This is a genomic window from Pseudarthrobacter chlorophenolicus, from assembly GCF_000962805.1.
Taxonomy (GTDB): Bacteria; Actinomycetota; Actinomycetes; order Actinomycetales; family Micrococcaceae; genus Arthrobacter; species Arthrobacter chlorophenolicus_A.
The window spans coordinates 175,605-201,497 of the sequence record NZ_JZTW01000004.1; the positions used below are offsets into that span (position 1 = coordinate 175,605).

The 25,893-nt window shown below is 67.3% G+C and carries 15 protein-coding genes; 3 read left to right on the top strand and 12 right to left on the bottom strand.

The window, feature by feature from the left end; genetic code table 11:
* Positions 1-319: 319 nt before the first annotated feature.
* Both UC32_RS06555 and UC32_RS06560 read right to left on the bottom strand, forming a co-directional pair.
* Positions 320-1,363: an AAA family ATPase gene (locus tag UC32_RS06555; RefSeq protein ID WP_045730433.1), complete on the bottom strand. Its 1,044-nt coding sequence runs from the start codon at positions 1,361-1,363 to the stop codon at positions 320-322.
* 93 nt (positions 1,364-1,456) lie between these two features.
* Positions 1,457-2,410: a DMT family transporter gene (locus UC32_RS06560; protein WP_045730434.1), complete on the bottom strand. Its 954-nt coding sequence runs from the start codon at positions 2,408-2,410 to the stop codon at positions 1,457-1,459.
* A gap of 31 nt (positions 2,411-2,441) precedes the next feature.
* Between UC32_RS06560 and UC32_RS06565 the strand changes: the two genes are divergently transcribed.
* The 3 genes from UC32_RS06565 to UC32_RS06575 all read left to right on the top strand — a co-directional run bounded on the left by UC32_RS06565 (position 2,442) and on the right by UC32_RS06575 (position 6,159).
* Positions 2,442-2,996, top strand: a complete 555-nt coding sequence (locus UC32_RS06565) for a helix-turn-helix domain-containing protein (RefSeq protein ID WP_235423607.1) — start codon at positions 2,442-2,444, stop codon at positions 2,994-2,996.
* Positions 2,997-3,085: 89 nt separating this feature from the next.
* Complete coding sequence (locus tag UC32_RS06570) at positions 3,086-4,699, top strand: hypothetical protein (protein WP_045730435.1); 1,614 nt, start codon at positions 3,086-3,088, stop codon at positions 4,697-4,699.
* A 311-nt stretch (positions 4,700-5,010) separates the two neighbouring features.
* Positions 5,011-6,159, top strand: coding sequence for an MFS transporter (locus UC32_RS06575; RefSeq protein ID WP_152642574.1), 1,149 nt, complete (start codon positions 5,011-5,013; stop codon positions 6,157-6,159).
* A 28-nt stretch (positions 6,160-6,187) separates the two neighbouring features.
* On the opposite strand, the gene UC32_RS20035 is transcribed toward UC32_RS06575, so the two are convergent.
* The 10 genes from UC32_RS20035 to UC32_RS06625 all read right to left on the bottom strand — a co-directional run bounded on the left by UC32_RS20035 (position 6,188) and on the right by UC32_RS06625 (position 25,820).
* Positions 6,188-6,925, bottom strand: coding sequence for a 4'-phosphopantetheinyl transferase family protein (locus UC32_RS20035; protein ID WP_052690537.1), 738 nt, complete (start codon positions 6,923-6,925; stop codon positions 6,188-6,190).
* A complete protein-coding gene (locus tag UC32_RS06585) occupies positions 6,922-7,722 on the bottom strand; it encodes an ABC transporter permease (RefSeq protein ID WP_045730437.1) in 801 nt (266 codons plus the stop codon). The genes UC32_RS20035 and UC32_RS06585 overlap by 4 nt, the downstream gene beginning before the upstream one ends.
* Entirely contained in the window at positions 7,719-8,696 is a 978-nt protein-coding gene (locus UC32_RS06590) for a daunorubicin resistance protein DrrA family ABC transporter ATP-binding protein (RefSeq protein WP_045730438.1), read from the bottom strand. Before UC32_RS06590 ends, UC32_RS06585 begins: the two co-directional genes overlap by 4 nt.
* A complete protein-coding gene (locus UC32_RS06595; protein WP_045730439.1) occupies positions 8,693-8,905 on the bottom strand; it encodes an MbtH family protein in 213 nt (70 codons plus the stop codon). Before UC32_RS06595 ends, UC32_RS06590 begins: the two co-directional genes overlap by 4 nt.
* A 64-nt stretch (positions 8,906-8,969) precedes the next feature.
* Positions 8,970-19,556 carry a non-ribosomal peptide synthetase gene (locus tag UC32_RS06600; protein ID WP_045730440.1) on the bottom strand — a complete coding sequence of 3,529 codons (10,587 nt, stop codon included), beginning with the start codon at positions 19,554-19,556 and terminating at the stop codon, positions 8,970-8,972.
* A gap of 100 nt (positions 19,557-19,656) precedes the next feature.
* Positions 19,657-19,926: a hypothetical protein gene (locus tag UC32_RS06605; protein WP_152642575.1), complete on the bottom strand. Its 270-nt coding sequence runs from the start codon at positions 19,924-19,926 to the stop codon at positions 19,657-19,659.
* Positions 19,927-20,149: 223 nt separating this feature from the next.
* Positions 20,150-22,354 (bottom strand): alpha-galactosidase, encoded by a 2,205-nt coding sequence (locus UC32_RS06610; RefSeq protein WP_045730442.1) that lies wholly within the window; start codon positions 22,352-22,354, stop codon positions 20,150-20,152.
* Positions 22,355-22,506: 152 nt separating this feature from the next.
* A complete protein-coding gene (locus tag UC32_RS06615; protein WP_045730443.1) occupies positions 22,507-23,853 on the bottom strand; it encodes an ABC transporter substrate-binding protein in 1,347 nt (448 codons plus the stop codon).
* A 76-nt stretch (positions 23,854-23,929) separates the two neighbouring features.
* Positions 23,930-24,865, bottom strand: a complete 936-nt coding sequence (locus UC32_RS06620; RefSeq protein ID WP_045730444.1) for a carbohydrate ABC transporter permease — start codon at positions 24,863-24,865, stop codon at positions 23,930-23,932.
* A 10-nt stretch (positions 24,866-24,875) separates the two neighbouring features.
* The gene (locus UC32_RS06625) at positions 24,876-25,820 is read right to left on the bottom strand and encodes a carbohydrate ABC transporter permease (protein ID WP_045730445.1); all 945 of its coding nucleotides are present in this window, start codon (positions 25,818-25,820) and stop codon (positions 24,876-24,878) included.
* Positions 25,821-25,893 lie beyond the last annotated feature (73 nt).

The window sequence follows — 25,893 nt, forward strand, 5'->3', positions numbered from 1 at the left end:
GGTGGGCAAAAACCTGGCGGTCCTCCGCCGAGAACGGGATACTAAGTGTACTTACTACCCTAAATGCACGTCGTGCCTCACCACAACTGCCGGGGATGCGATCTCTTCGCTGATGCGGAGTGCGGACAGCGGTCGGCTCCACCGCCGAGGGGCCGCCTATCAGGTGGGATGTCTCCGTGGCCGCCATACCAATATCGCCATCAGGACGTATTCGCCGCGGACCATCATTCCCCTCGGCTTGGTCCTCATTATCAAAAGACTTCGGAAGAACCGCGGGCAGCGAATTGTCTAGCCTTCGCGGAGTGACTGCAGGTGCCGGTCAGGCCAGCAGCCAGCGCCACCAGCGTGGCCGCTCAGGTTCCACGCGGGGGTCCGGTTCGACCTCTGGCTCTTCGCCCAGGGCCAGTGCGGCCTGGACGAGGTCGTCCGCGGTGAGTGTCATGACGGCCTCACGGTCCAGTGCGTCGAGGCTTTGTCCTTCGTCGAGGGAGAGGCGCAGGGCCTGGCGGTTCAGCGCCTGCTCGAACAGCGTACGGGCAAACCGGGCGTTGCCGGAGTCTTCGCTCGCGTGCAGTCCGGTAAAGATGCGCCGCAGCATCTCCTCCGCGTCCGGCTCCAGGATGTACTCGTGCTGGGCCAGCATCTGGTGGAAGATCGTCTGCAGCGCATCCACTGAGTAGTCGGGGAACGTGATTTCGCGGGCGAACCGGGAGCGCAGTCCGGGGTTCGAGAGCAGGAAAGACTCCATCAGCCTGGGATACCCGGCTACGATCACCACCAGGCGGTGGCGGTGGTCCTCCATCCGCTTGAGCAGGATTTCGATGGCTTCAGGGCCGAAATCCATCCGCCCGTCCTCAGGTGCCAGCGCGTACGCCTCGTCGATGAAGAGGACGCCATCGAGCGCCCGCCGGATCACCCGGTCCGTCTTGATGGCGGTCTGGCCGACATACTGCCCGATCAGGCCCGACCGGTCCACCTCGACCAAGTGGCCTTTCTGCAGAAGCCCGACGGCCCGGTACATCTCGGCCAGGAGCCGTGCCACTGTGGTTTTGCCCGTGCCCGGATTTCCCAGGAACACCAGATGCTGTGAGGTGGCCACCTCCGGAAGGCCATGCGCCTTCCGGCGGGCCTGGACCTGGAGCAGTGCCACAAGGGCGCGCACCTGTTCCTTGACGGTCTCCAGTCCCACCAGCGCGTCGAGCTCGGCCTGCAGTTCGGCCAGCGGACGGGCCGGCCCGGCTTTGGCGCCCATAAGGTCGCCCATGAGGTCGTCGACGCGTTCCGAACCGGGCAGCTTGAGCTGATCGGTCAGATGGCCGATGGTTTCGCGCAGATCGTCGAGCGGGTTGCGGCTGAGAGCCATGCATCAACTGTAGACCTCGATTGCCCGCCGGTCATTGACGCGATCGACGACGGCGGAGGATCCCTTGAGCGCGACGCGGGCGCAGCGGCAGAATCAGTCCGTTCGCCCGGGTTGGGGGAGTGGGGCGGCTGTTTCGTCCAGGGTGGGTGATGGTTCGGTTGAGGGTCCGGTGCGCCTGGCGGGTTTCAGTTCGCTGACGAGGGCGCCGGCGACGATGAGTATGGCTCCGGCGATGGCGATCGGGGGAAGCCGGTCGCCCGCTGCCCGGCCGATGATCGCAGCCCAAACCGGCTCGCCGGCATAGATGATTGTGGCCCGCGTTGGTGAAACGGATTTCTGGGCCCAGTTCATGGTGAGTTGGATGAGGCAGCTTGCCATGCCCAGCGCGACCGCTGCGCCAATCAGTGGCCAGGAGAAGGGCGGCAATCCCTCTCCGGCGATGGGCATGGTTGCGAAGCCCAGCAGGCCGGCGACAAACAACTGCACCACAGTCACCCGGCCGAGGTTCACTTTGCCGGCAAACCAGCCGATGAGAATGATCTCCGCTGCGATGGGGAGGGTGCTGACCACGGTCGCGATCTCCCCGGGGCCGAGGGCGAAGCCGGCGTTCCCGGGATCAGCGAGAAGCACGAGGCCGATGAAGGCAAGTCCCACGCCGATCCACGTCAGAAGCCGTGGCCGCTTTCTGAAAACCAGCCATTGAAGCAGGGGAACCAGGGGAACGTAGAGGGCAGTGATGAAGGCGGATGTGCTGCTGTTGATCGTTTGAAGGCCAACGGTCTGAAGCCCGTAGCCCAGGAAGATCATCACGCCGATGGCGGAGCCTGCCGCAATCTCCTTCGGTGTGATGTCGCGGAGGATGCGGAAGAACACGAGGGCGCTGATAATGCCGGCGGTCAGGAACCTCATGCCGACAAAGAACCACGGTCCGCTGTGCTGTACGGCGATGTGCACAATGAGGAAGGTCGCGCCCCACACGGCGGTAATCATGACGAGTGCGGCTTCTTGCGGGGAGAACGGGCGCCGCAGTGAACGGGTGTGCAACATAATGCTCACTGTATGGTGCAGAATGGTGCACATGCAACATGAGGAAATGCCTGGGGTCCTGGCGCACGTCGGTGAAAATGTTCGGCGCTACCGGACGGTGGCTCAACTAAGCCAGGTTGCACTGGCCGACCGCGCCGGCATCAGTCGTCGGACTGTCGTGAAGCTTGAGGCAGGTGAGGCAAACATCAGCCTGACAGGTCTCGACCACCTCGCAGACGCACTGGGGGTTACCTTCGTGGACCTCGTTGCTGCACCCGCAGCACCCCACGCAGATATCAGCGAAGTTGCGTGGCGGGGAGATCAGGCAGGCAGCGTCGCAGTTCTTCTGGCATCGGTTCCGGCGGCCAAGGAGGCACAGTTGTGGGCGTGGACACTCGAACCGGGCGATCGTTACGACGCAGAGCCCGATCCGGTGGGTTGGTCTGAAATGCTCTTCGTCTCCGAGGGATCCATTCGTGTCGAGCAGCAAGACGGCAGTACCGATCTCCACGCCGGGGACCACCTCGTTTTCCCAACGTCCCAGCAGTACGCCTACGCCAACGTCGCTGACACCCGCGCACGCTTCGCGCGCATTGTGGTCAGCTGACATGGTTCCCCCGTCAGTGGGCTGACCGCTGGCGATGAAGATGCCCCGGTGGGATAATTTTGGTCATCCCTCGGACAGGAGGGGCCATCATGGCCGGCCCTGGTGCTCTTCGATCCGGCCGCCGCTCCCGGGCATCGCAGCCCCGGCTCCTGGCGGTCTTGCTGGTGCTTGCGCTCGGCGTGCTGTTCGCCCCGCCCGCCCGAGCCGTCGACTACGGGCACGACGTCTCGTGGCCGCAGTGCCCCGGCGGACTGCCGATGCCGCCCGAGACCACCGAGTTCCTGGTGGTGGGGCTGACGCGCGGGCTCGCCTTCACCGAAAACCCCTGCCTGCAGCAGCAGTACCAGTGGGTGCTGGACCGTGGCATCCGCGCCCAGGCCTACGCCATGGCCACCTTCCCCACCACCGCCCAGTACGACACTTACGGCGGCGCCGGCCCCTACCCTGGAACCAACCGGCCGGACCGGCTCCGCAACGTGGGATACGCCGAAGGCCGGGCAGCCCTTGCCTCCCTCAACACCGTGGGCTGGCGGCCGGAGCGGATCTGGGTGGACGTCGAACCCCGCCCGGCACAGCCCTGGCCCGGCTCCACGGCCGCTGAACGGCAGGACAACCGGTACGTCATCACCGGGCTCCTGGCCGCCCTGGCGAACGCCGGATTCCCGGCCGGTTTCTACTCCTATGCGAGCGCCTGGGATGCCATCACCGGATCGTGGCAGCTCCCCGGCATCCCGGTCTGGTCACCGGCCGGCCGCCTCGACTTCGCCAATGAGGCCTCCGATCTCTGCGTGAATCCGAGTTTCTCCGGCGGTACCGTCCACCTCACCCAATGGACCGACGGCACCTACGACTACGACATGACCTGCACCGGCGTCTACCAGGCCCACGTCGCAGGAATCGGCTGGCAGCCCAGCGTCTCCGACGGCGCCACCGCAGGCACCATCGGCCAGGCACGCCAGCTGGAAGCACTGCGCCTGTCCGCAGCGGGAGACCGCCTCTCCGGCGACGTCCTCTGGCGCGGTCACGTGCAGAACGTCGGCTGGCAGGAATGGACGACGGCGGCATCCGCCATCGGGACGACAGGCCGCGGCCTGCGGTTGGAAGCTTTCCAGTTGCGGCTCACGGGCGACCTCGCCTCGCAGTACAGCATCCGGTACCGCGCCCACGTGCAGAATGTGGGCTGGCAGCCCTTCGCCGTCGACGGAGCCACGGCCGGCACGGTCGGTCAGGGCCTGCGGATGGAGGCCGTCACCATCGAACTGGTTCCCCGGATCCCGCCGCCCTTCACCGCCCAGTACACTGCCCACGTCCAGAACCTCGGCTGGACGCCCACCGTTGCGGACGGCACCGTGGCAGGCACCACGGGACAGGCCCTCCGGGTTGAGGCCTTGCGCCTCAACGTCGCCAGCACGGCCTACGCCGGTGACATCCAGTGGCGCGGGCATGTGGAGAACGTGGGCTGGCAGCCGTGGACCTCCTCGGCCAACCCCATCGGCAGCACCGGGATGGGGCTCCGCCTGGAAGCTTTCGAAATCCGGCTGACCGGTGAAATGGCGGACCACTACAGCATCTACTACCGCGCCCACGTCCAGGACGTGGGCTGGCAGCCCTGGATGGCTGACGGCGGCACCGCCGGCACGATGGGCCTGGGTAGACGGATTGAGGCTGTGCAGATTCTTCTCGCACCTCGAACCAGCATTTAGTTCCGCGGCCATGTGCGGACGTGATCAGGAGGCCTGAGGGAGGGTCTGCCATAACCCGTTACAACAAGGCCCTGGCTACGTCTCCCGGAAGCCGGTTTCATAAGAATCACTCCCTCAAGGGCCGCAACGTCAAGCCCGACCGCACCAGTGCCGCGGTCCCGCTCCAACGCTGGCCGTAACGCCTGGCCCGGTAAGCCAACCCCGACAAGATGAGAAAACACCCTATGCCTCGTGCCACATCCCCAACTACAACCCGGCCCAACCCCATCGACGCCCGGACGCATCCCGCTCACTGGGGAGGGGTTTTCGCGATGTCACTCTGTGTCTTCGCGCTGATTGCCTCCGAATTCATGCCCGTCAGCCTGCTCACGCCCATGGCCGCCGAGCTTAGTGTCACGGAGGGGCAAATCGGGCAAGGCATTGCCATCTCCGGGATCTTTGCCGTCCTGACCAGCCTGTCGATATCAACACTGGCCGGCAGGATGGACCGCAAGACGCTGCTGCTGGGGCTGACGGTGGTCATGGGAATCTCCGGTGCGATGGTTGCGCTGGCTTCGGGGTACGCCGTGTTCATGATTGGCCGCGCCCTCATCGGCGTGGTGATCGGCGGGTTCTGGTCGATGTCGGCGGCCACGGCCATGCGCTTGGTGCCGCCCCACCAGGTGGCCCGGGCCCTGGGCGTCTTCAATGGGGGCAACGCCCTTGCCACGGTCCTGGCAGCTCCGTTGGGCAGCTATCTGGGTTCCGTCATCGGCTGGCGCGGCGCATTCTTTTGCCTCGTGCCCGTCGCGGTGGTTGTCCTGGCCTGGCAATGGATCAGCCTTCCCTCAATGAAGGCCGCCGAACAGAGTCCGGGCACTGCAAATGTGCTCGGTATCTTTACCGCACTCAAGAGCCGCCCGGTCGCCTGGGGCATGGCGGCCTGCGGGTCGTTCTTCATGGGCCAGTTCGTTCTTTTCACCTACGTCCGCCCGTTCCTTGAAACGGTGACGGGTATTGGCGTGGCCGGAGTTTCCCTGGTCCTGCTGGTCATCGGTGGTGCCGGCGTCGCGGGTACCCTCCTGATCGGCCGCGTCCTCCGCAAGGGCCTCTACCGCACACTCATCGCCATTCCTGCGTTGATGGCGGTGGTTGCGGCGGCCCTTGTGCCTTCGGGGGCCTGGGTCGCAGCGGTCGTGGTGCTGCTCGGACTGTGGGGCCTGCTGGCCACGTCGGCACCTGTTGGCTGGTGGGCCTGGATCGCAGAAGCAATGCCCCGCAATGCCGAAGCCGGCGGGGGCCTCATGGTGGCAGTGATCCAAACGTCAATCGCCATTGGCTCCACCCTCGGCGGGCTGCTGTTCGACTCTGTGGGCTACGGAGGTGCGTTCCTGACAAGTGCCGCCCTGCTCCTGGTTGGTTCCTGCCTGGCTTTGCTGACTGCCAGGACGGCTCATCGAAACGATCGCTCGGCGTCATAGCGATTAGACGCGCAAGCTATCCCGCCTGTCAGGCCGCCAGCAGATCGGCCAAAGTCAGCCTGGTGAGTGACGTTGTCCCGGCCGCGGAGACGGCTGCGGTGTACCCCGGAGGGGCAGGAACGAAATCAGCTGTCAGGCCGTGGACCTGCGGGTGGGCAGGGCTCTCGGCCCGGAGGGCTGGGTGATTGTCGTCGGCCGGATTGCCAGCCAGATGGACGCCGGCCGGAGGCACGCTGAGGCCTAGCCCGGCCGCCTTGAGCACGGCCTCCTTAGCCACCCAAAGGCGGATCCGCGCGGATATGTCACCGGGGGCAAGCGCCTCACGTTCGGCCGCGGACGCCACATAATGGTCGAATCCGCTGTGCAGGGCGTCGGGAATGCCCTCAATATCCGCGCCGACCTGTGTGCCCTCAGGCCCTGCGGCCACCATCACGGCGCCCTTGCTCCGGGACAGGCTGAGGCTGGCCCCCGCGACGGCCGGCTTACCGTGCCCGGTGCTCCCGCAGCCGGCGCACCGTCGGCTTACTTCCAGCTGCGGCGCCTCGGCGAAACCGTGTCCCAGCCGGTGCGCGGCAACCAGCCGGAACAAGGCATGGGAGGCCAGGTAGTCCAGGCGGTCTGCGGTGCGGGCAAAGCGGCGGGCGGATCGTGCTTCGGCAGGGGAGAGGCAGGCCGCCAAACCGCCCGCCGGTGCGCAGGCAGCCTCAAGATCTGCTGAGTGGACAATGAGGAAGACCGAGCCGGCAGGAGGGTTTCGGTTGTTCATCGCCGGCTGATGCGCCGGTACTGGGCAATGGCCAACGGCGCGAACACGGCAATGATCCCGACGCTGCAGAGCACCGAGTAGAGCACCGCGTTATCCGCCGCCCAGCCGCCCGGAACGCCGAATCCGGCGGGGGCCGTGTTCCCGAACAGTTCGCGTGCCGCAGTGGCGACGGCGGTCACGGGGTTCCATTCCGCAATGGTGCGCAGCGGTCCTGGAAGGGAATCCACCGAGACAAATGCCCCGGAGATGAACGTGACGGGGAACAGCCACACGAGGCCCAGGCTTTGCGCTACTTCGACGCTGCGGGCGGTCAGCGCGATCACTGCACCGATCCAGGACACCGCGAAAGCGAACAGCAGCAGCAGGGCCAACGCCGCAAGGGCGGGGCCGGGGCCATTGGTGATCCGCCAGCCGATGGCCAGCCCGCACAGCATGGTGGCCGCTACGGACAACACGCTGGTGGCGAGGTCCGAGGTGGTGCGGCCCAGAATGACAGCGCCACGGGACATCGGCAGGGACCGGAATCTGTCGATGAGCCCCAGTTGAAGGTCTTTGGCGAGGTACACGGCCGTGAAGGAGGCGTTGAAGGTGAGTGTCTGCGCCAGGATTCCGCCGATCAGGAAGCTTCGGTACTGGTCGCCACCGAGGGTGCCGCCGAACACGAAGCCGAGAAGCAGCACGAACATGATGGGCTGCACCAGGCCGGTCACCAGGGCGCCGGGTGTCCGGAGGACATTGAGGAGGTTGCGGCGGGCAATGACGGAGCTGTCCCTCGCGGCTGCGGTGATGGCGGTCATGCGGCCACCCCCTCCTTTTCGGTGTCTGTCACGGAAGCGTCGGTGGCGTGCCCGGTCAGTTTAAGGAACACATCGTCCAGGGTGGGCCTGCGGAGCGAGGCCTCTTCCACTGGCAGGGCCCGGGCGTCCAGTTCGGTCAGGATGCGCACCAGGGTGCGGTGGCCTTGCGGGGCGGCGATGGAAACGCCCAGGTTCTGCGGATCCAGCTCGGGCCGGACGTCCGGGCCGGCAGCGGCATGGAGCACGGCGGCTGCGGCGGGCAGGTCGGCGGCATGGCGCATGACGACGCCGATGCGTTCAGTTCCGGCATTTTGCTTCAGTTCCGCGGCCGTCCCCTCGGCGATGACCCTGCCGTGGTTGATGACGGCGATGTTGTCAGCCAGCCGGTCCGCTTCTTCCAGGTACTGGGTAGTAAGGAGCACTGTGGTGCCGTCGGCCACCAGCCGGGAGACGACGTCCCAGGTGTCCAGGCGGCCGCGCGGATCCAGCCCTGTGGTGGGTTCGTCAAGGACAACCACCTTCGGCCGGGCCACAATGGCACCCGCGAGGTCCAGGCGACGCCGCATCCCACCGGAGAAGGTTCCGGAGCGTTTGGCTGCCACATCCGTGAGCCTGAAATTCTCAAGGAGCTCCCATGCCCTGGCTGAGGCCGTACGCCGGTTCATGCCGTACAAGCGGCCCACCATGTGCAGGTTTTCGAACGCGGTGAGTTTTTCGTCCACGGCCGCGTATTGCCCGGACAGGCCCAGGTTGCGCCGCACCAGGTCCGGGGCTGCCAGCACGGAGTGCCCTGCCACCCGGGCGTCACCGCTGTCCGGAGCCAGCAGCGTTGTGAGGACCTTGACGGTGGTGGTCTTCCCGGAACCGTTGGGCCCCAGGAGCCCCAGGACGGTTCCTTCGCCCGCCTTCAGGGTCAACCCGTCGAGGGCTTTGAAGCTGCCGAAGCTCTTGCTGACGTTCTCGACTCGGATCACTGCGAAGCGGCGAGCTCGGAAACCTTGCGCGGAGCCATGTCCGTCCAGGTCCGCGACACGTAGTCAAGGCACGCTTCCCGGTTGTCCGGGCCGAACATGGTCACCCACCCCTCGGGCACGGCGGCAAAGACTGGCCAGAGGGAGTGCTGCTGGTACTCGTTGACCAGTACGGAGAAGGTTGCGGACTTGTCATCGAACGGGTTCGTCATTATGACCTTTCCTGGCGTTTTTGGTGGTGTGCGGGGGCCCCAGGTGTCACAGGAGCATCATCTGTTATTCGGTTCCGCCACCCAGATGGATGGCCAACGCAGGCATGATTGTCCTGAGAGCCCGGTCACTGAGCAGCTGGGAGTGCCGCTCGCCAACAGGAACATCGGTGATGGTCCCACTGACGTACGGCGACCATGCATCGCTGCCGGGAGTGCCCGCCGGGACCTGCTCCGTGGCGCGGAAGAACAGCAGGTCACCGGTGAAGAGTTGGGGCCGTTCGTCCCGGATCAGGCGTGCCAGCACCGGGAAGTTCCGGGCCATCGCCTCCACCGAATCTGTGGGGACCGTGCCTACCGGGTTGTGGTTGGCGCGCAGGATCTCCTGGGCGCGGTGCACGTCCACGCCTGCCAGGTCTTCCCCGGTCAGGTCGTAGCCCTGCGCTTCCAGGTAGCTTGCCCACAGCGCCTTGCCTTCGCCGGGCGCCGTGTTGCCTTCCTGGTTGTCCGGAAAGGCATCCAGGATGGCCAGGAACGCCACCGCGTGGCCACGTTCCTGCAGCCGGCTGGCCAGCCGGTGGGCCAGATAGCCGCCGAAGGACCAACCCAGCAGGTGGTACGGCCCCTCAGGCTGGACGCTCAGGATCCGGTCAATGTAATCATCAGCTAGCTCCGTAAGGGTCGCCGCCTCCACCGGAGAAGTCCGGCCAGGTTCCATGCCTGGCATCTGCAGCCCAATCAGGGGGCGTTCGGGGTCCAGCTGCCCCAGCATGGAGGCAAAACCCCAGCCGATGCCGGACGCCGGGTGCACGGCGAACAGCGGTGCCTTGGACCCGGCCGTCCGGAGGGGCAGCACCTGCCGCAGGCTGTCCGCAACGCTGGCACGTGAGCCGTTGGCCGCCTCCAGCAGCAATCCCTCAACAGTGGGTGCCCGGAAGAGTGCCTGGACCTGCAGGGCGGTCCCCAGGGCCGCGTTGACCTTAGCGATCAGTGGCTGCGCCAGGAAGGAGTGCCCGCCGAGTTCGAAGAACGATTCGTCAACGCCGGCCCGGTCAAGGGACAGAACCTCGGCAAAGATGCCGGCCACCGTCTTCTCCTGCGGTGACCGCGGTGCGCGGCCTCCGGAGCGTGCCGCGGTGGAGGCGTCGGGGAGCGCAGTGGCATCCACCTTGCCGTGCGGCGTCAGCGGCACTTCCGGAATCACCATGACCACTGAGGGGACCATATAATCCGGCAATGCCGCCTGCGCATGGCGGCGTACTGCCTCGGGCAGGCCTTCCGCGGCGTCATCGGACGCGACCACGTAACCCGCCAGCCGTGCTGCGCTGCCTTCACCCACTGCCCGGACCACTGCGGCCCGGACACCGGGAGCAGCCCTCAGGGCCGACTCCACTTCGCCGGGTTCAACCCGGAAACCACGGATCTTCAGCTGCCCGTCATTGCGGCCGGCGAAGACCAGCCGCCCGTCCAGGTGGCGGTAGACCACGTCACCTGTCCGGTACATCCGTTCTCCGCCGCCGTGGAAGGGGTCCGGCACGAACCGTTCAGCGGTAAGGTCCGGACGTCCGCGGTAGCCCCGTGCCAACTGTGCACCGGCGATATACAGTTCGCCGGCCGCGCCGGGGAGGGCGTGCTGCAGCCGGTCATCCAGGACGTAGAGCCGGGTATGGGGCGTGGGCCGTCCCAGCACGGGGGCAGCACTGTCGGCCACCGCTGCCACAACGGTGTCCACCGTGGCTTCGGTGGGGCCGTAGAGGTTCCAGGCCCGGACGCCGGGAAGCCCTGCCAGGGACCTCCACAGGCCGGCGTCGAACGCTTCACCGCCCAAGGCGAGGCTGAACGCGTCCCGGCCGTCCGGGTGGTTGGCCAAATGGGCGGCGAACCCGGGCTCGGCCAGGAGCTGGCGCAGGTAACCCGGAGTTGTCTCCCAGGCACTGATGCCGTGGCGGACGAAGTACCCGGCGAGCGCCTTGGGGTCCCGGCGGAGGTCCTCGGAGACCAGGTGCAGCTCATGCCCGGAAGCCAGCCAGAGGATGGGATCCCACGATGCATCGAAGCCCACGCCCGTCGTGTGGGCCACCTTCCGCCTGCTGATGCCGGAAAGTAGAGTCTCCCGGTGGGAAGCCAGCAGCGCGGCCAAGGCACCGTGGCTCACCTCCACGCCCTTGGGCCGGCCTGTGGAGCCGGAGGTGAACATCACCGACGCAAGCTCACGCGGGTCCCTTACGGGGTGGGGTACCGGCGCCGACCCAACGGTGCGGGCCAGGTCCTCGAGCAGGAGCACGCGGGGTTCAACATCCAGTCCCGCCAGGATGCCGGAGAGCCTTGGCGCCACGTCGGAGCTGGTGAGCACTACCTCGGGCGCGGCATCCTCAAGGATGGCGGCCACGCGACCGTCCGGATACGCGGTATCGATGGGGTTGTAGGCGCTGCCCGCCAGCAACACCCCGAGCAGGGCCTCGACGGTGCCGGCAGACCTGGGCAGCATGACGGATACAAGCCCGCGGCCCGCGCCGGCTGCGGTGAGTCCGGCGGCGACGCGCTCCGCCGACGCTGCAAGGTCCGCGAAACTGAGCGAACCGGCGTCGGACACGAGTGCCACGGCGTCCGGCGTGGCGCGGACTGCTGCCGCGAAGGCCGACGGAACGTCCTGGTCGTCATGCCCCGGGATTTCGCCGGGTGCCTGCCCGGCCTTGAGGGCGGCGGTTCCGGTGCGTGAGCCCGCCGTGGCAGCAACCAGGGCACTTGCCTCGTGGTCTTCCAGCAGCGGCAGGTCCGACAATGGCACGTCCGGAGCGGACGCGGCCAGGTCCAGCAACCGGGTGAAACCGGCGGCCAGGCGCCGGGCGGTGTCCGGTTCGAACATGGCGGAGTTGTAGTCCAGCGTGCCGGCAAGGCCCCCTTCGGCGTCCGGCCGAAGCGTAAAGGACAGGTCGAACTTGGCTTCTCCTGTTCCGGCCTCCGGCTCGGGAACCACCGTGACGCCGGGTAGCTGGGGGACCGCGGGCACGTCACTGTCCACCGTGAGCATTGTCTGGAACAGGGGATGGCGGCCCAGTTCGCGTTCCGGTGCCGCTGCTTCCACCAGGCGCTCGAAGGGCACGTCGTCATGGTCGAACGCGTCCAGGACGCTGGCCCTGGACCGGTCCAGCAGTGAGCGCAGGCCGGGGTCGCCGGCGGCGCTGACGCGCAGGGGCAGGGTGTTCACGAAGAAGCCCACCATTCGGGCGAGCAGTGGATCGGCGCGGCCCGCGGTGGGCGAGCCGATCACCAGGTCCTCGCCGGCACCGGTCCGGAACAGGTATCCGGCGAGGCCGGCGTGCAATGCCATGAACAGGCTGGCGTTCGACGACGACGCGAGGGTTGAGAGTGCCGCGACACTTTCAGGGGACACGCGGAAGCCCACCTGGCCGCCCGGCTGGCGTGCGGTGCGGGGCCGCTGGTGGTCAGCGGGCAGCATCAACTCGGGCGGGACCCCGGCGAGGGCGTGCCGCCAGTGGCCAACCTTTTCAGCCAGGACAGGCCCGGCCAGTTGCTGCCGCTGCCAGGAGCTGAAGTCGGCGTACTGCAGGGGCAGGGGAGCTACGGCCTCTGTGGCCGGCGCTCCGTCCGTGCCTGCCAGCGCGGCGGAGTACGCCGCGGAAAGGTCCCGTGCCAGCGGTGCCAGGGAGGCGCCGTCGCCGGCGATGTGGTGGACCACCAAGTGCAGTACCCATTGCTGTCCTGCCCCCCGTGGCGATTCACCGGTCTCGGCGTGGATCCGGATGAGCCCCGCCCGCAGCGGCACCTCAGTGCGGACATCGAAGCCGCGGCTTGCCTGTGCCTGCAGTTGCTCGCGGAGGTTGTCCTCGGATGTGGCCGTGCTGACGGCAAGGTTCATCCAGGAAGCGTGGCCGGTGGAAAGGATGTGCTGGCCGGGGACGCCGCCGGTCTCCGGATATACCGTCCGGAGGACCTCATGACGGTGGAACAGCGCCTTCACGGCGGAGGCCAGGGCCCGCTCGTCGAGGGTGCCGGTTAGCCGCACTGCCAAGGAGATGTTGTAGTCGGCAGCTCCGGGGTCAAGCTGGTTGAGGAACCACATGCGTGCCTGGGCGTGGGACAGTTCCAGGTGCTCCGGCCGAGTGGCTCCGGCGTTGTCCAGCCATTCGCCGAGCGGTATCACCGCGGTGCCGGCGCTCGCGGCCTTGCCGGGCCCGCCAGCACCTCCGGCCGCCACGGTGTGCGCCCCGGCGTCTGCCGCTCCGGGCCGCAGCGCGGCCAGCAGCCCGGCAGGGGTGGGGGCATCGAACAGGGTACGGAGGGGAAGTTCCCGGCCGAAGGCCGTCCGGATCCTGCCCATTAGGTCGATAGCGAGCAGTGAATGCCCGCCCAGGGCGAAGAAGTCGTCGCCCATGGAGACGTTGTCCACAGCAAGAACGGCGGCAAAGACGCCGGCCATGGCGTGCTCGTCCGGAGTCCTGGGTGCTGCCCCCACCCCGGCTGTCGACGCGGCGGGGGCGGGCAATGCTTTCCGGTCCAGCTTTCCGTGCGGTGTCAGCGGCATGTCCGGGATGGGCATCAGGATGGCCGGGACCATGTAGTCGGGCAACCGTTCCGCCGCGTGGGCCCGGACGTCCTCCGGTGCAGCGGCTCCGGTGTAGTAGGCGATCAGCCGGTGTGCCGGTTCGCCGTCGGGAAGGACCACGGCCCGGTCCACCTGTGCGTGGGCCGCAAGCGCAGCCTCGATCTCACCCGGTTCCACCCGGAATCCGCGGACCTTCACTTGCTCGTCGTTGCGGGCAACGAATTCGAGCGTGCCGTCGCCGATTCGCCGCACCAGGTCACCGGTGCGGTACATGCGGCTGCCGTCTGTGGCGTAGGGGTTGGCCACGAAGCGGGACGCTGTTTCGCCGGGGCGCTGGTGGTAGCCCTGGGCCATTCCGGAGCCGGCCAGGTACAGCTCCCCGGGCACGCCCAGGGGTACCAGGGCCAGGTGCTGGTCCAGGACCAGGGTGGCCGCGTTGGCGATTCCCGCGCCGATGGTGGGCCGGGGCCCCTGGATCCGCGCAGTGGCGGAATCAACGGTGAACTCGGTGGGCCCGTAGAAGTTCCAGGCGTCCACGCCGGGCATGCAGGACAGGGTTGCCCACAGCCCGGCCGGCACGGCTTCGCCGCCCAACAGCAACAGCAGCGGCAGTGCCTGCCCGGTATCGGTGGCTGGCGAAGCCGGCTCAGCGCCGAGGCCGAACTGCAGGAGCTGGACGGCGTAGGAGGGGGTGGTTTCCAGGACTCCGATGGCGTGGTCATGGCAGTAGGACGCCAACGCCTGGGGGTTGGTGCGCACGGCATCGGCCACAATGTGCAGCTCGGCGCCGGCCACCAGCCACAGCATAGGGTCCCAGGCTGCATCGAAACCTAGTCCTGCGATGTGGGCCACGGACACCGTTGCACCCCGTGCTGCCTCGAACCGCGGGGTATAGAGCGTCCGGAGGTGGTGGGAGTAGAGGTTTGCCAGTGCACCGTGGGGTACGGCGACGCCTTTAGGCCGGCCGGTTGATCCCGAGGTGAAGAGTACGTAGGCGAGGTCTTCGGGAGCGGGCCGGCGCCCGGCCAGCTCTGTGTCAGTGGTGCCTGTTCCGGCGGCGATCAGCAGCTCCAGGGTGGCTGTCCTGGCGGCCTGAACGGGACCCGCCTTGCCCGGGTCCGCGGATGCGGAGAGCACCAGGGCGGGGGCGCCGTCGTCGAGGATCATGGCGATCCGTTCCGCCGGGTAGGTAAGGTCCACCGGGATGTACACCGCTCCCGCGGCAAGGACCGCCAGCGCGGCCGTGGCTACATCGGCCGTGCGGGGAAGGGCTACCGCCACCCTGTCGCCGGGCTGGACGCCCAGTGCCACCAGGCCTTTGGCCACAGACTCCACACGCTGCCGCAGCCGGCCGAAATTGAGGCCTCGGGCCGGGCCTCCCGCGTCAACGACGGCGGACGCAGACGGGGTTCGTGCGGCGGTGGCCAGGAAGGCATCCACTACCGTTTGACCAGTCCTGTCCCCGGCGTTGTACGCGGTGCTGCCGGTGCTGTGGGCCAGCACCAGGGCCTGCTGTTCAGGCGACTGGATCCGCAGCCGGTCCAAAGTGACTGTGGGGTCCGCGGCGAATTGGTCCACGACAGCCAGGAAGCCGTCGGCCAGCAGTTGTGCCGTGGCCGCGTTGAAGAGGGTGGGGTCGTAGGCCAGGGTGCCGGTGAGTCCTCCGGACCTTTCGGCGAGGTCCAGGAGCAGGTCGAATTTGGCGCCGGCTGCCTCCCGGGCCTGGTCTGCGGTGGCTTCCAGGCCGTCCATGGCGAGGTGCGTGGTGCCGGTGTTCTGAAGCGTCAGCATGACCTGGAACAGGGGGTGCCGGTGCTGCGAGCGGGACGGGTTGAGCTCCTCCACCACCCGCTCAAAAGGCGCATCCTGGTTGGCGTAGGCATGCAGGTTCGTGTATCGGACGCTCTCCACCAGTTCACCGGCGTTAGGGTTGCCGGAGGTGTTTGTGCGCAGGACCAGCGTATTGACGAAGAATCCCACCAGGCTGTCCAGCTGGGTGTCCGTGCGGCCTGCCACCGGGGTGCCCAGCGGAATGTCGTCACCGGCTCCGGCTTTGGTGAGCAGTGCCGCAAAGGCTGCCTGCAGCACCATGAACAGGCTAGCGTTGTGCTCCCGGGCCAGGGCGTTGAGCCGCTCCGCCGTTTCGCGGCCGATATTCAGGGGAACGGACGACGCCGGACCGCCCCTGGGGTGCTCAGCGTCACTGCGTGTGCCTCGGGCGTGGTCGAACGGCAGCAGCAGTTCCTCCGGGGCGCCGCGCAGTTCGCGCGCCCAGAACTCAAGTTGCCGCGAGATGGCGCTTTCCGGATCAGACTCGCTGCCCAGTTCGGAGCGCTGCCAGAGCGTGAAGTCGGCGTACTGAACGGGCAGCGGTGGCAGGTCCACGTCCCTGCCCGCGGTGAGGTGGTTGTACGCGGCCGACAGATCACTGGCCAGGGGAGCCAGGGACCAGCCGTCGGCAGCGATGTGGTGCAGGGTGACAGCGAGGACGTGGTGGTCCGGCGCCAGCTGGAACAGGACTGCGCGCAGCGGCAGGTCCCTGGCCAGGTCGAACCCGCGTCCAGTCTCCGAAGCCAGCGCGGCCTGCAGCCCGGCGGTGGAGCATTCCACGGCAACCAGGGACGGCAGCCCTTCGGCCGGCGGCAGGATGTGCTGGGCGGGTTCGCCGTCAACCAGGGGGAACACCGTGCGGAGCGTCTCGTGGCGGGCGGTGACTTCGCCGAGGGCAGCGGCCAGCGCCGGGACGTCCAGGGTCCCGCGCAGGTCCAGGACCACGGGAATGTTGTACGTCCCGGCCGCCGGATCCAGGCGGTTCAGGAACCACAGACGGCGCTGGGCGAAGGACAGCGGCAGTACTGGCGGTCGGGTGGCGGCAGCCAGAGGCCGGGCCGGAGCCGTACCCAGGTCCAGGGTTTCGGCGAGGGCCGCCACCGTTGTCTTCTCGAAGACGGTGCGGAGCGCTGGCGCCGTGCCGGTCCGGTCCCGCAGCAGGGCCACCAGCCGGGTGGCCAGCAATGAGTGCCCGCCCAGGTCGAAGAAGTCGTCCTCCAGCCCCACCGATTCGAGGCCCAAAACATCCCGGAATGCAGCGGCAACGATCCGTTCGGGCTCGTTGCGCGGGGTAGCGGCGGAGGTTTCCTGTTCCGGTACGGGCAGGGCCTGGACGTCCAGCTTTCCGTTGGGTGTCAGGGGCAGGGCAGGGATGCTGGTGACGGCCGCAGGCACCATGTAGTCGGGCAGGTTGCGCCGTGCCTGACGCCGAAGCTCGGCGGTGTCCAGCGGTTGCTGCGGACCGCCGTCGTCCGTTGCCGCTGGCGTGACGTACGCCAGGAGCTGGTCATAACCGGCCCGGTTGGTACCCACCGTGATGGCTGCCTGGTCTACGCCAGGCAGGGCGCGCAGCACCTGTTCGATCTCGGCGAGTTCAACCCTGAATCCCCGGATCTTGACCTGGGCATCCAGCCGCCCCCGGAATTCCAGGGTGCCGTCGTCCCGGCGGCGCACAATGTCTCCGGTGCGGTACATTCGCGAGCCGTCCAGCGCGAAGGGGTCCGCCACGAAGCGTTCGGAGCTGAGCCCGGGCTGGTCCAGGTAACCGCGGGCAAGGTTGACGCCGGCAACATAAAGCTCGCCCACGGCATTGTCCGGAACCGGGTTCAGTCCGGAGTCCAGGATGTAGTGACGGGTGTTTGCCACTGAACCGCCCAGGGTGGGTGCGGTGCCAACTTCCATGACCGCGGTGAGCGAGTCCACGGTAGTTTCGGTGGGGCCATAAAAGTTGTACGCGACCACGCCGTTGCGGCCTGCCAGGTCTTCCCACAGCTGGCTGTCCACAGCCTCGCCGCCCAGTGCCACCACTGACGGATGCCGTTCCTGGTCGAACAGTCCGCCGGCCACCAGCACCTTGGCGAAAGAGGGCGTGGTCTCGATGGAGTCAATGCCGGCCTCGGCCAGGTAGGTGCTGAGTGCCTCGGGGTCCCGGCGGGTCCCGTTGTCCACGAGGTGAAGTTCATGGCCTGCCACCAGCCACAGGATGGGGTCCCATGACGCGTCAAAGGACAGCCCCGCGGTGTGCGCCACCTTCAGCTTGCGGCCCAGCCGGGCCTCCGCGGGGGCGAAGATGGTGTCCCGGTGGGAGGTGTAGAGGTTCAGCAAGGCCAGGTGTTCAACACCAACGCCCTTGGGCCGGCCTGTGGAGCCGGACGTGAATATAACGTATGCGAGATCCTGCTGGCCGGCGGCGGGCGGGGGAGCCGAGCCGTCCTTGCCGGCGAGGCAGGCCTCCATCAGGGCAGAGTCCAGGACCGTGACCGGGACGTCAGTGGTCAACTCCTCGTGTCCGGGTGCCGGCGCGTTCCCCGCCCCGGACCCTGCCGCAGTAAACGCTGTTGAGGTGAGGAGCTGCAGGGGTGCGGCGTCTTCGAGCATTCCCTCCACGCGGCCCGCGGGGTAGTCCGGATCCAGCGGAAGATAGGCGGCGCCGCACTTAAGGATGGCCATGAGCGCTATCGGCAGCAACAGGCCGCGGTCCAGCCGCACCGCCACCGTGCTGCCGGGACCTGCGCCGTGCCCGGAAAGGAACCTGGCCAGTTGGTTGGAACGGGACTCCAGTTCGGCGAACGTGAGGGTGCCCTCCGGGGCCACAATGGCCGTCTGATGCGGCTGTGCCGCGGCGTTCAGCTGGAATTCCTCCACGATGGTGTGGCCCGGCAGGTGCTGGCCGTGAGCCTGGCCGGCGGCGAGCAGTTGCTGTTCCTCGGCCGGGGTGGTAACCGCCAGGTCAGCCACCACCGCATCGGGGCGGGTGGCGACGTGTTCCAGCAGGCGTACGAAGCGGTCAAGGTGGCCGGCCAGCACATCCTGCGTGTACATCGCCTCGTTGGCTTCGAACTGGACTGTGGGCGGCGGTGCTGCACCGCCGGCGCCGAGTCCGTGGACCACGATGGACAGATCGTCGACAGGCCCGGTGGAGAGGATGTTCATTGCGCCCCGGGCGTCGCCGAAGGTGATCCCGTCAAGGACGGGCAGGATGTTGACCGAAGGGCCGAGGTAACCGCCCCCGGTGTCCAGGTCCTCGTAGCGGAAGCGCTGGTGGACCAGAGCGCCACGGAGGCTGCGTCCCACGGCAGCCGCGGTGGCAGCAATGGTGTCGCCGGGGTCCACGGCCAGCCTCACGGGAACGATGTTCGACAGCATTGACGGCGTTGATTTGGCTAAATGTCCACGCCGGGCCGTGACGGGCAGTGCCACGGAGACGGTGCGCTCACCGGTGATCCGGTGCATGTACAGTGACGCTGCAGTCAGGACCAGCGCCGGCGCGCTTGCCGGCGCACCCTCGAGCGCCACGGCCGCGGCGGGCGGGAGGGCCACAGAAGCCCGGATCAGTGACCCCGCGGCCCCGTTGGGCCGCCCGGCCAGGCCGGTGGCAGGAGGCGCCTCGGCAAGCTCGGCATCCCAGAAGGCGCGGTCGGCCGCGGCGCCGTCGGACCCGGCGTAACCGGCCTCAGCTGCCAGGAGATCCGTGAACCGCGCAAAAACCGTACCTTCCCCCGTGGCCTGTTCGCCGCCGTCGTCCGCCAGGAGGGTGTTGTAGAACTCAGCCACCCGTCGCAGGACCAGGACCGCGGAATAGCCGTCCAGCAGGAGGTGGTGCACGCGCTGGTAGAAGAAATGACGTTCTGGCGCGAGGCGGATGAGCTCCGTGTGGAGCAGGTGGTCCGATAAAGGATCCCGGGGGAGCGCCAGGTCGGCGTCCATGAGGGCCCGGGCCTGTGCTTCCGGGTCTGCAGCGCCGGCCAGGTCTGTGACGTCAAGAATGGCCGGCCGCGGGCGCGGGTACTGGAACGGCCCGTCTTTGTCCTCGCTGAAGGCCATGGTGAGGGCCTCGGTGCCTGCAACCCCCTGCTTCAGGGCGGCCGCCAGGACATCGTGGTCCAACGGCCCGGTGATCTCAACAAACTGACCGATCTGGAACATCGGATTCTCCGGTGCCAGCTTCTGCGCATACCAGATGCCGCGCTGGGCCTGGGTCAGGTCCAGCCGCGGAGAAGCGGGGCGGGCAGGGGAGTTCAGTGCGTCGTGGGACATGTTCCTTCTCGGGATCTCTGGGCCGGCTGGCACATCGGGGCATGGCGAAGCATCGCTGCCCGGCATGGAAGCCGGGCAGCGGTTGGTCAGGCGGGGAAGGTTACTGGAACTGGCCGAACTGGAAGGGGCCGGTGCCGCCCAAGTCCACCAGCGGGCCGTCCACTACGGGACCGTTGATGACACCGCCGTTCAGGATTCCGCCGGCGAGCACGTCGCCCAGCAGCTGTGAGCCGGTAGCCTGCCGGGTCACTTCAGTTGCGGGGCCGGACGCCGTGGCGGCCTGCGCCGGGAGGGTGGTTGCGGCGAAACCGGTCAGGGCCAGCAAGGAAGCGGCGGCGGTCCGGGTAATGGTCTTGGCACTCTGGTTCACGATCATCTCCAGTCAGGTAGCAAATAATTTCCACACTCGTTCAGGTGTCATAAGGGCATTCGGACCTGCCGGAGGGCCGGATGGGCGCCAACGTCATGCCAGCGCCTGAAACCTTCGGAGGAATGGCTTCCGGGGCGTTCGTTCCGGCCAAAGTTCTCTTGCCACACACACGTATGGCCCGGCGGAAGTTCCGCCGGGCCATACGTTCGTGGGTTGTGTCTGCCTAGAGGGCGGTCGCCTTGATCAGCACCGCGTGTTCCGGGTTCAGCATCGGCATCGGCAGGCCCACTTCCCCGAGGAACCGGCCGCTGGCTGTTGCGCCGTCAGTGAGCCAGGCCGGCGGCTGCACCTGGGTGAAGGTGTGCCCGTAGTCGCTGTCTCCGGGGGCCGGGAAGATGGGGTCCACCCGGTAGGTCCGGTCCGGGTCGAGCCCGGGCATGCCCATCCGTCCCGGCTGCTCGGCACCCGAGGTGCGGGCACAGACCAAGGCGAACAGCGCCGCCGTCGTACCTTCCGCAGCGGGTTCCGCCGCGGCCACGCCGTGCAGCTGGTACGCCTCGTCAGTGATGTCCGCGTGGACCGGGCGCCCGCTGTGGATCAGGCCCCGGTGCTCCTTGTAGAGCCCGACGACGCGCTTCAGTTCCTCCCGCTCGGCGCCCTGGACGCCGCGGACGTCCCATTCCATGCCGAAGTGGCCGAAGAAGGCGGTGATGGCACGGAAGGACAGGTCGTGGGTGCGGGCGGTGGTGTGCGACGTGGTGGGGCCGATGTGGCTGCCCACGAGCTCCGGCGGAACCACGGCGCCGGTCCAGCGCTGGATGGTCTGCCGTTCCAGGGCGTCGTTGCAGTCAGATGCCCAGACGCGTCCGGTCCGCTCCAGGATTCCCAGGTCGACGCGTCCGCCGCCGGAGGAGCAGCTTTCAATTTCGACGCCGGGATGAGCCTTGCGGAGCTCGTCGAACAGCCGGTAGGCGGCGAGGGTCTGTTCGTGGACGGACGCGCGGCCGGCGTGGCCCTGTTCCACGATGTCCCGGTTCTGGTCCCATTTGAGGTAGCTGATGTTGTTTCCGGCCAGCAGTGCCGAGATCCTGTCGAAGACGTACTGCCAGGCTTCCGGGTTGACGAGGTCGATGACGTGCTGGTTGCGCCATTCAAGGGGCAGCCGGCCGCCGTCCTTGTGGGCTACCGCCGAAGGGCCCGAAATCCAGTCCGGGTGTGCCCGGGCAACGTCCGAGTCCAGGTTGACCATTTCCGGTTCCACCCACAGCCCGAACTCCATTCCCCGGGAAGTGACGGCATCGATCAGCGGCGTCAGCCCATCCGGCCAAAGGGTCTCGTCCACGTACCAGTCGCCCAGGCCCGCGTGGTCGTTGCGGCGGCCGCGGAACCATCCGTCGTCCAGCACGAAGCGCTCCACGCCGAGGTCCGCGGCGGAATCGGCAAGCTCGATCAGGGTGCCAAGGTCGTGGTTGAAGTACACGGCCTCCCAGGTGTTCAGCACCACCGGGCGCGGCTTCGCGCCGGGAGCGCCGGCCGTGGCGGCCGCGGCAGCAGGAAGGATGTGGTGCGGGCGGGACCGGAACCAGCTGTAGAAAGCCTCGGTGATACCGTCCAGGCCGCGGTCCGAATAGGCGGCGAACAGGGCCGGCGTGCTGTAGCTGCCGCCCGGCGCGAGGATGACCTCAGCGGAGCCCAGCAATTCGGAGCCGCCGATCATGGTCCGTCCGTCGCCGATGGTGTCCGCGAACTGTTCGTGGTTGCCGCTCCACGCCAGGTGGGTGGCCCAGACCTTGCCGTGCCGGTTCCCGAAGCTTCGGGTGCCGGCGGCGAACAGCAGGGAGGAATCGTGGCCGGTGCGGCCGTGCCGGCCGGAGCGGACCCATGTGCCTTGCTGGATGGGCCGCCGCTGCGGGTGGCGTTCGCGGCACCAGCGTCCGGTCAGGTCGAGGAGTTCGACGGCGTCCGGCGCCACCGGGAGGACGGTGGCCAGTTCGTCCACCTGGAAGGGGGTGGTGCCGTTGTTGGTGAGGGTGTGCCGCAGTTCCAGCAGGCCGCCGGGGTGCAGCGTGAGGGCCGTGGCCACGCTGATGCCGGTGTCGGCGTCGGACTGGACAATGGTGGCCCGCCCGGAAACTGCGGTGTCCACCGAGGTGACACGGAGGCGGGAGGAGAAGTCCAGGCCCGGGGCGCCGTCGGCGATCCGGCTGCCGCGGAGGGCAGGGCGGCCCCGCCAGGACGAGGAAGCCTGGGGAAGGAGGGCGGCGGGGACGCGGGCGTCCACGGAGGAATTGCCCACAGGCGTGGTGAGGACGGCGAGGTCTGGAAGCGCTGCACCCAGGTCCGCGCCCCAATGGATGACCTCGGCCTCCCCGCTGTCGAAGCTGATCAGCAGGCTGGTGCCGGCGGAACGGAGGTGCAGGGGATCCATGGTGGTCTCTTTCGGTGTTCAGGGGTGCGTCTTAAGTTACGCATAACGGGAATGCCAGGGAAGGGGGTGGCCGGGTGCCGCCGCCGCGAGGAGGAGGGCGGCGGGACCCGGCCGGGTGGCTGCGACCACAAACGCAGCCACGCTAATGGGGGTTACTTGAACAGGGCGTTGACCTGCTCGTTGGCGGCCGTCAGTGAGCTGACCGGCGCCTTGCCGGATACCACGGCGTCCATGGCCGGCTCCATGATGCCCTTCACCTTGGCGGTGTTGTCCGTGATCGGGTACAGGAACGTGGTCTTGTTCTTCACGTGCTCGGTGAAGGCTGTGACGTCCACGCCCTTGGCCTGGAAGGCTGCGGCGGCCTTGTCCGAGGATGCCTTCAGTGCGGGGAAGACCACGGCCTTGGACGCTACGACGTCCTGGCAGGCGGAGGAGGCCAGGTATTCGACCCACTTGATGGAGGCGTCCTTCTTCTTGGTGCCGGCCCAGATGGAGTCGGCCAGTCCGTTGAACATGGAGGCGCGCTTGCCTTCCGGGCCCACCGGGGTGGGAGCGATGCCCACCTGGATGCCCTTGTATCCGGTGTACTGGCCGATCATCCACGAACCGTGGGCGTTGATGGCGGATTTGCCGGCGGCGAAGGTGTCGGCCATGCTGGCGCCCACGGTGGTTTCGAGCTTGGGCATGTAGCCCTTGTCCGCCAGGCCCGCGAACCACTGCATGCTCTCCTGGAACTTCGGATCGTCATAGTTGTAGTGGGTGCCCCACGGGTTCTTGTCCGTGTGGGACCAGCCGGTGGTGTTGGTGAGGTAGCTCCACTCGGTCTGGCCGGAGGAGTCGCCGCCGCCGTTCAGGCCCAGGCCGTAGACCTGCACGTTGTTCTTGTCGAACCCGGGCTCGTCGCCGCGCTTGCCGGCCTTGTCCACGGTCAGGTGGGCGATGACCTTTTCGTAGCTGCCGCCGTCCTCGGGATTCCAGGTGAGGTCCTTCATCTGGTCCTCGGAAATGCCGGCGGCGGTAAGCATGTCCTTGTTGTAGAACAGGCCGATGGTGTCCCAGTCCTTGGGCAGGCCGTACCGCTTGCCATCCTGGCCCACCCAGAGGTCGGCGAGGCCCTCGTTGTACGCGGAGAGGTCCACCTTGTCCTTGGCCACGGCGTCGTCAATGGCCAGCAGCTGCTTGTTCTCGGCGAGCTCGCCGTACCGGCCCAGGTGGTTAGTGAAGACGTCCGGGGCGGTGCCTCCCACGAAGCCGTTGGTGAGGGTGCTCCAGTAGTCGTCCCAGCCGCGCTGGGTGATCTTGACGGTGATGTCCGGGTTGGCCTTGGTGAAGTCATCGGCGCACTGCTGGTAGGCGGGAAGCTGGTTGGCGTCCCAGAGCCAGTAGCTGATTTCGCCCTTACCGGCTTCGGCTGAACCGCCGCCGCTGCCGCAGGCGGAGAGGGCGAGGACTGCCGCGGCGGCCGCAGCAAGGGCGCCGGTTGCTTTCATTTTCATCATGAGAGGTCCTTTCAGGGATGTTTTCGGGCAGGCCGCCATGGCCCGCGCGAGGTTTGGGGGAGGGAAGTTGGGGGAGTTACTTGATGCCGGAGAAGCCGATGGAGTTGACGATCTTCTTGCCGAAAGCGGCGAAGAGGACCAGGACCGGGAGGGCCGAGACGAGGGTGGCGGCCATCAGGCCGGACCAGTCCGGTGCGCCCTGCGGGGACTGCGATTTGAAGACGCCGAGCCCCACCTGGAGTACGCGGACGTCATCCTGGGAACCAACCAGCAGCGGCCAGAAGTATTCGTTCCACTGGCCGATGAAGGTGAGCAGTGCGAGGGTGGCAATGGGGGCCGCGGCGTTGGGCAGGACAATCTGGAAGAAGATGCGGAGGTGCTTGGCGCCGTCGAGCATGGCCGCTTCCTCCACCTCGCGGGACATGTTCAGGAAGAACTGCCGGAGGAAGAAGATGGCGAACGGGGTCATGAACAGATAGGGAAGGACCATTCCGAGCATGGTGTTCAGCAGGTCCAGGTTTTTGATCAGCAGGAAGTTGGGCAGTGCCGTGAAAATCGGCGGGACCAGCATGGTGCCGAGGAAGAGGCTGAAGACAGCGTTGCGGCCCTTCCAACGGAGCCGGGCGAAAGCGTAGGCGGCCATGGCACTGAAGAACACGGCGCCGGCGGTGGTGATGGAGGAGAAGACAATGGAGTTGCGCAGGTAGATCCAGAAATCGATGGCGGCGCCCGAGCCGCCTTCGGCAACTGCCTCCGCGGGAGTCTGCAGGCCGAAGACCCGCTTGAAGGCGCCGAAGGTAAATTCCGCCGGGAGCAGGCTGCTGGCGTTGGTGGCCAGCGCGTTGTTGGTGGACAGCGCGGTCCGCAGCACCCACAGGAAGGGCAGGACGGAGACGGCGATGGCCAGGATCAGCAGGGCCCAGGCGCCGGCGCGGCGGGGGTTGAACGGACGACGGCGGGTGGCTGGTTTGGCCGGTTTGGCCAGCGCGGTGCGGCTTGTGGTGGTGGTCATGGAGGACTCCTTAGTCCAGGTCCGACTCGTTGCCCTTGAGGAACTTCATCTGGATGAAGGCCACCAGGGCGAGGATGAGGAAGAGGATGACGGCGATGGCGGATCCGTAGCCGAAGTCCGACTCCGTGAAGGCGCGCTGGTAGATGTAGTACTGGATGACACGGGTGGCGTTCACCGGGCCGCCGCCGGTGGTCACCGCAACGGTGTCGAAGACCTGGAAGGAACCGATGACGGTGACCACCAGGACCAGTACCAGGACCGGGCGGAGCAGCGGGATGGTGATCTTCCTGAAGGTCTGCCATGCCGACGCACCGTCCAGCTTGGCCACCTCGTAGACGTGGCCCGGGATGGACTGCAGGCCGGCGAAGATCAGCAGTGCGGTGTAGCCCATGTGCCGCCAGGTGTTAATCAGTGCCTGGGTGGGAATGGCCCACTCCTCGCTGCCGAAAAAGGCCGCCCGGGGCAGCCCGGCCCACTCGATGAACTGGTTGACCACGCCGATCTGGTAGTCCAGCATCCAGAACCACAGCAGGGCGGCGATGACGTTGGACATCAGGTACGGGAGCAGCAGTGCGCCCCGGATGATGGTGGATTTGGCCACCTGGTGCATGAGCAGCGCCAGGCCGAGGGCCAGCGTTGTCTGCAGCGCGATGTTCAGGACGACGTACTGGCCGGTGACGGCCAGTGAGTTCCAAAACAGCGGATCCTTGGCGATCGCCTGGTAGTTCTCCAGCCCGATCCACTCCGGATCTCCGAGGATGTTGTACTCCGTGAAGCTGAGGTAGATCCCGCGGACGGTGGGCACCAGGTAGAAGAGGACGAATCCGATCATGGCCGGTGCAATGAAGAACAGTGCGATCCTGACGTCGCTGCGGGTGCCGGGCAGCTTCCGGTTGAGCAGTGTTCGCTTGGGGTTTTGCTCCCGCGAACTGGGGTTCCTGGTAAGGGTGGTCATCTTCGACCCTTCCTGATTGTGTGATGTGCCTAACAACCTGCCGAGCAATCTACACGAGTAGATACTTTTGGGC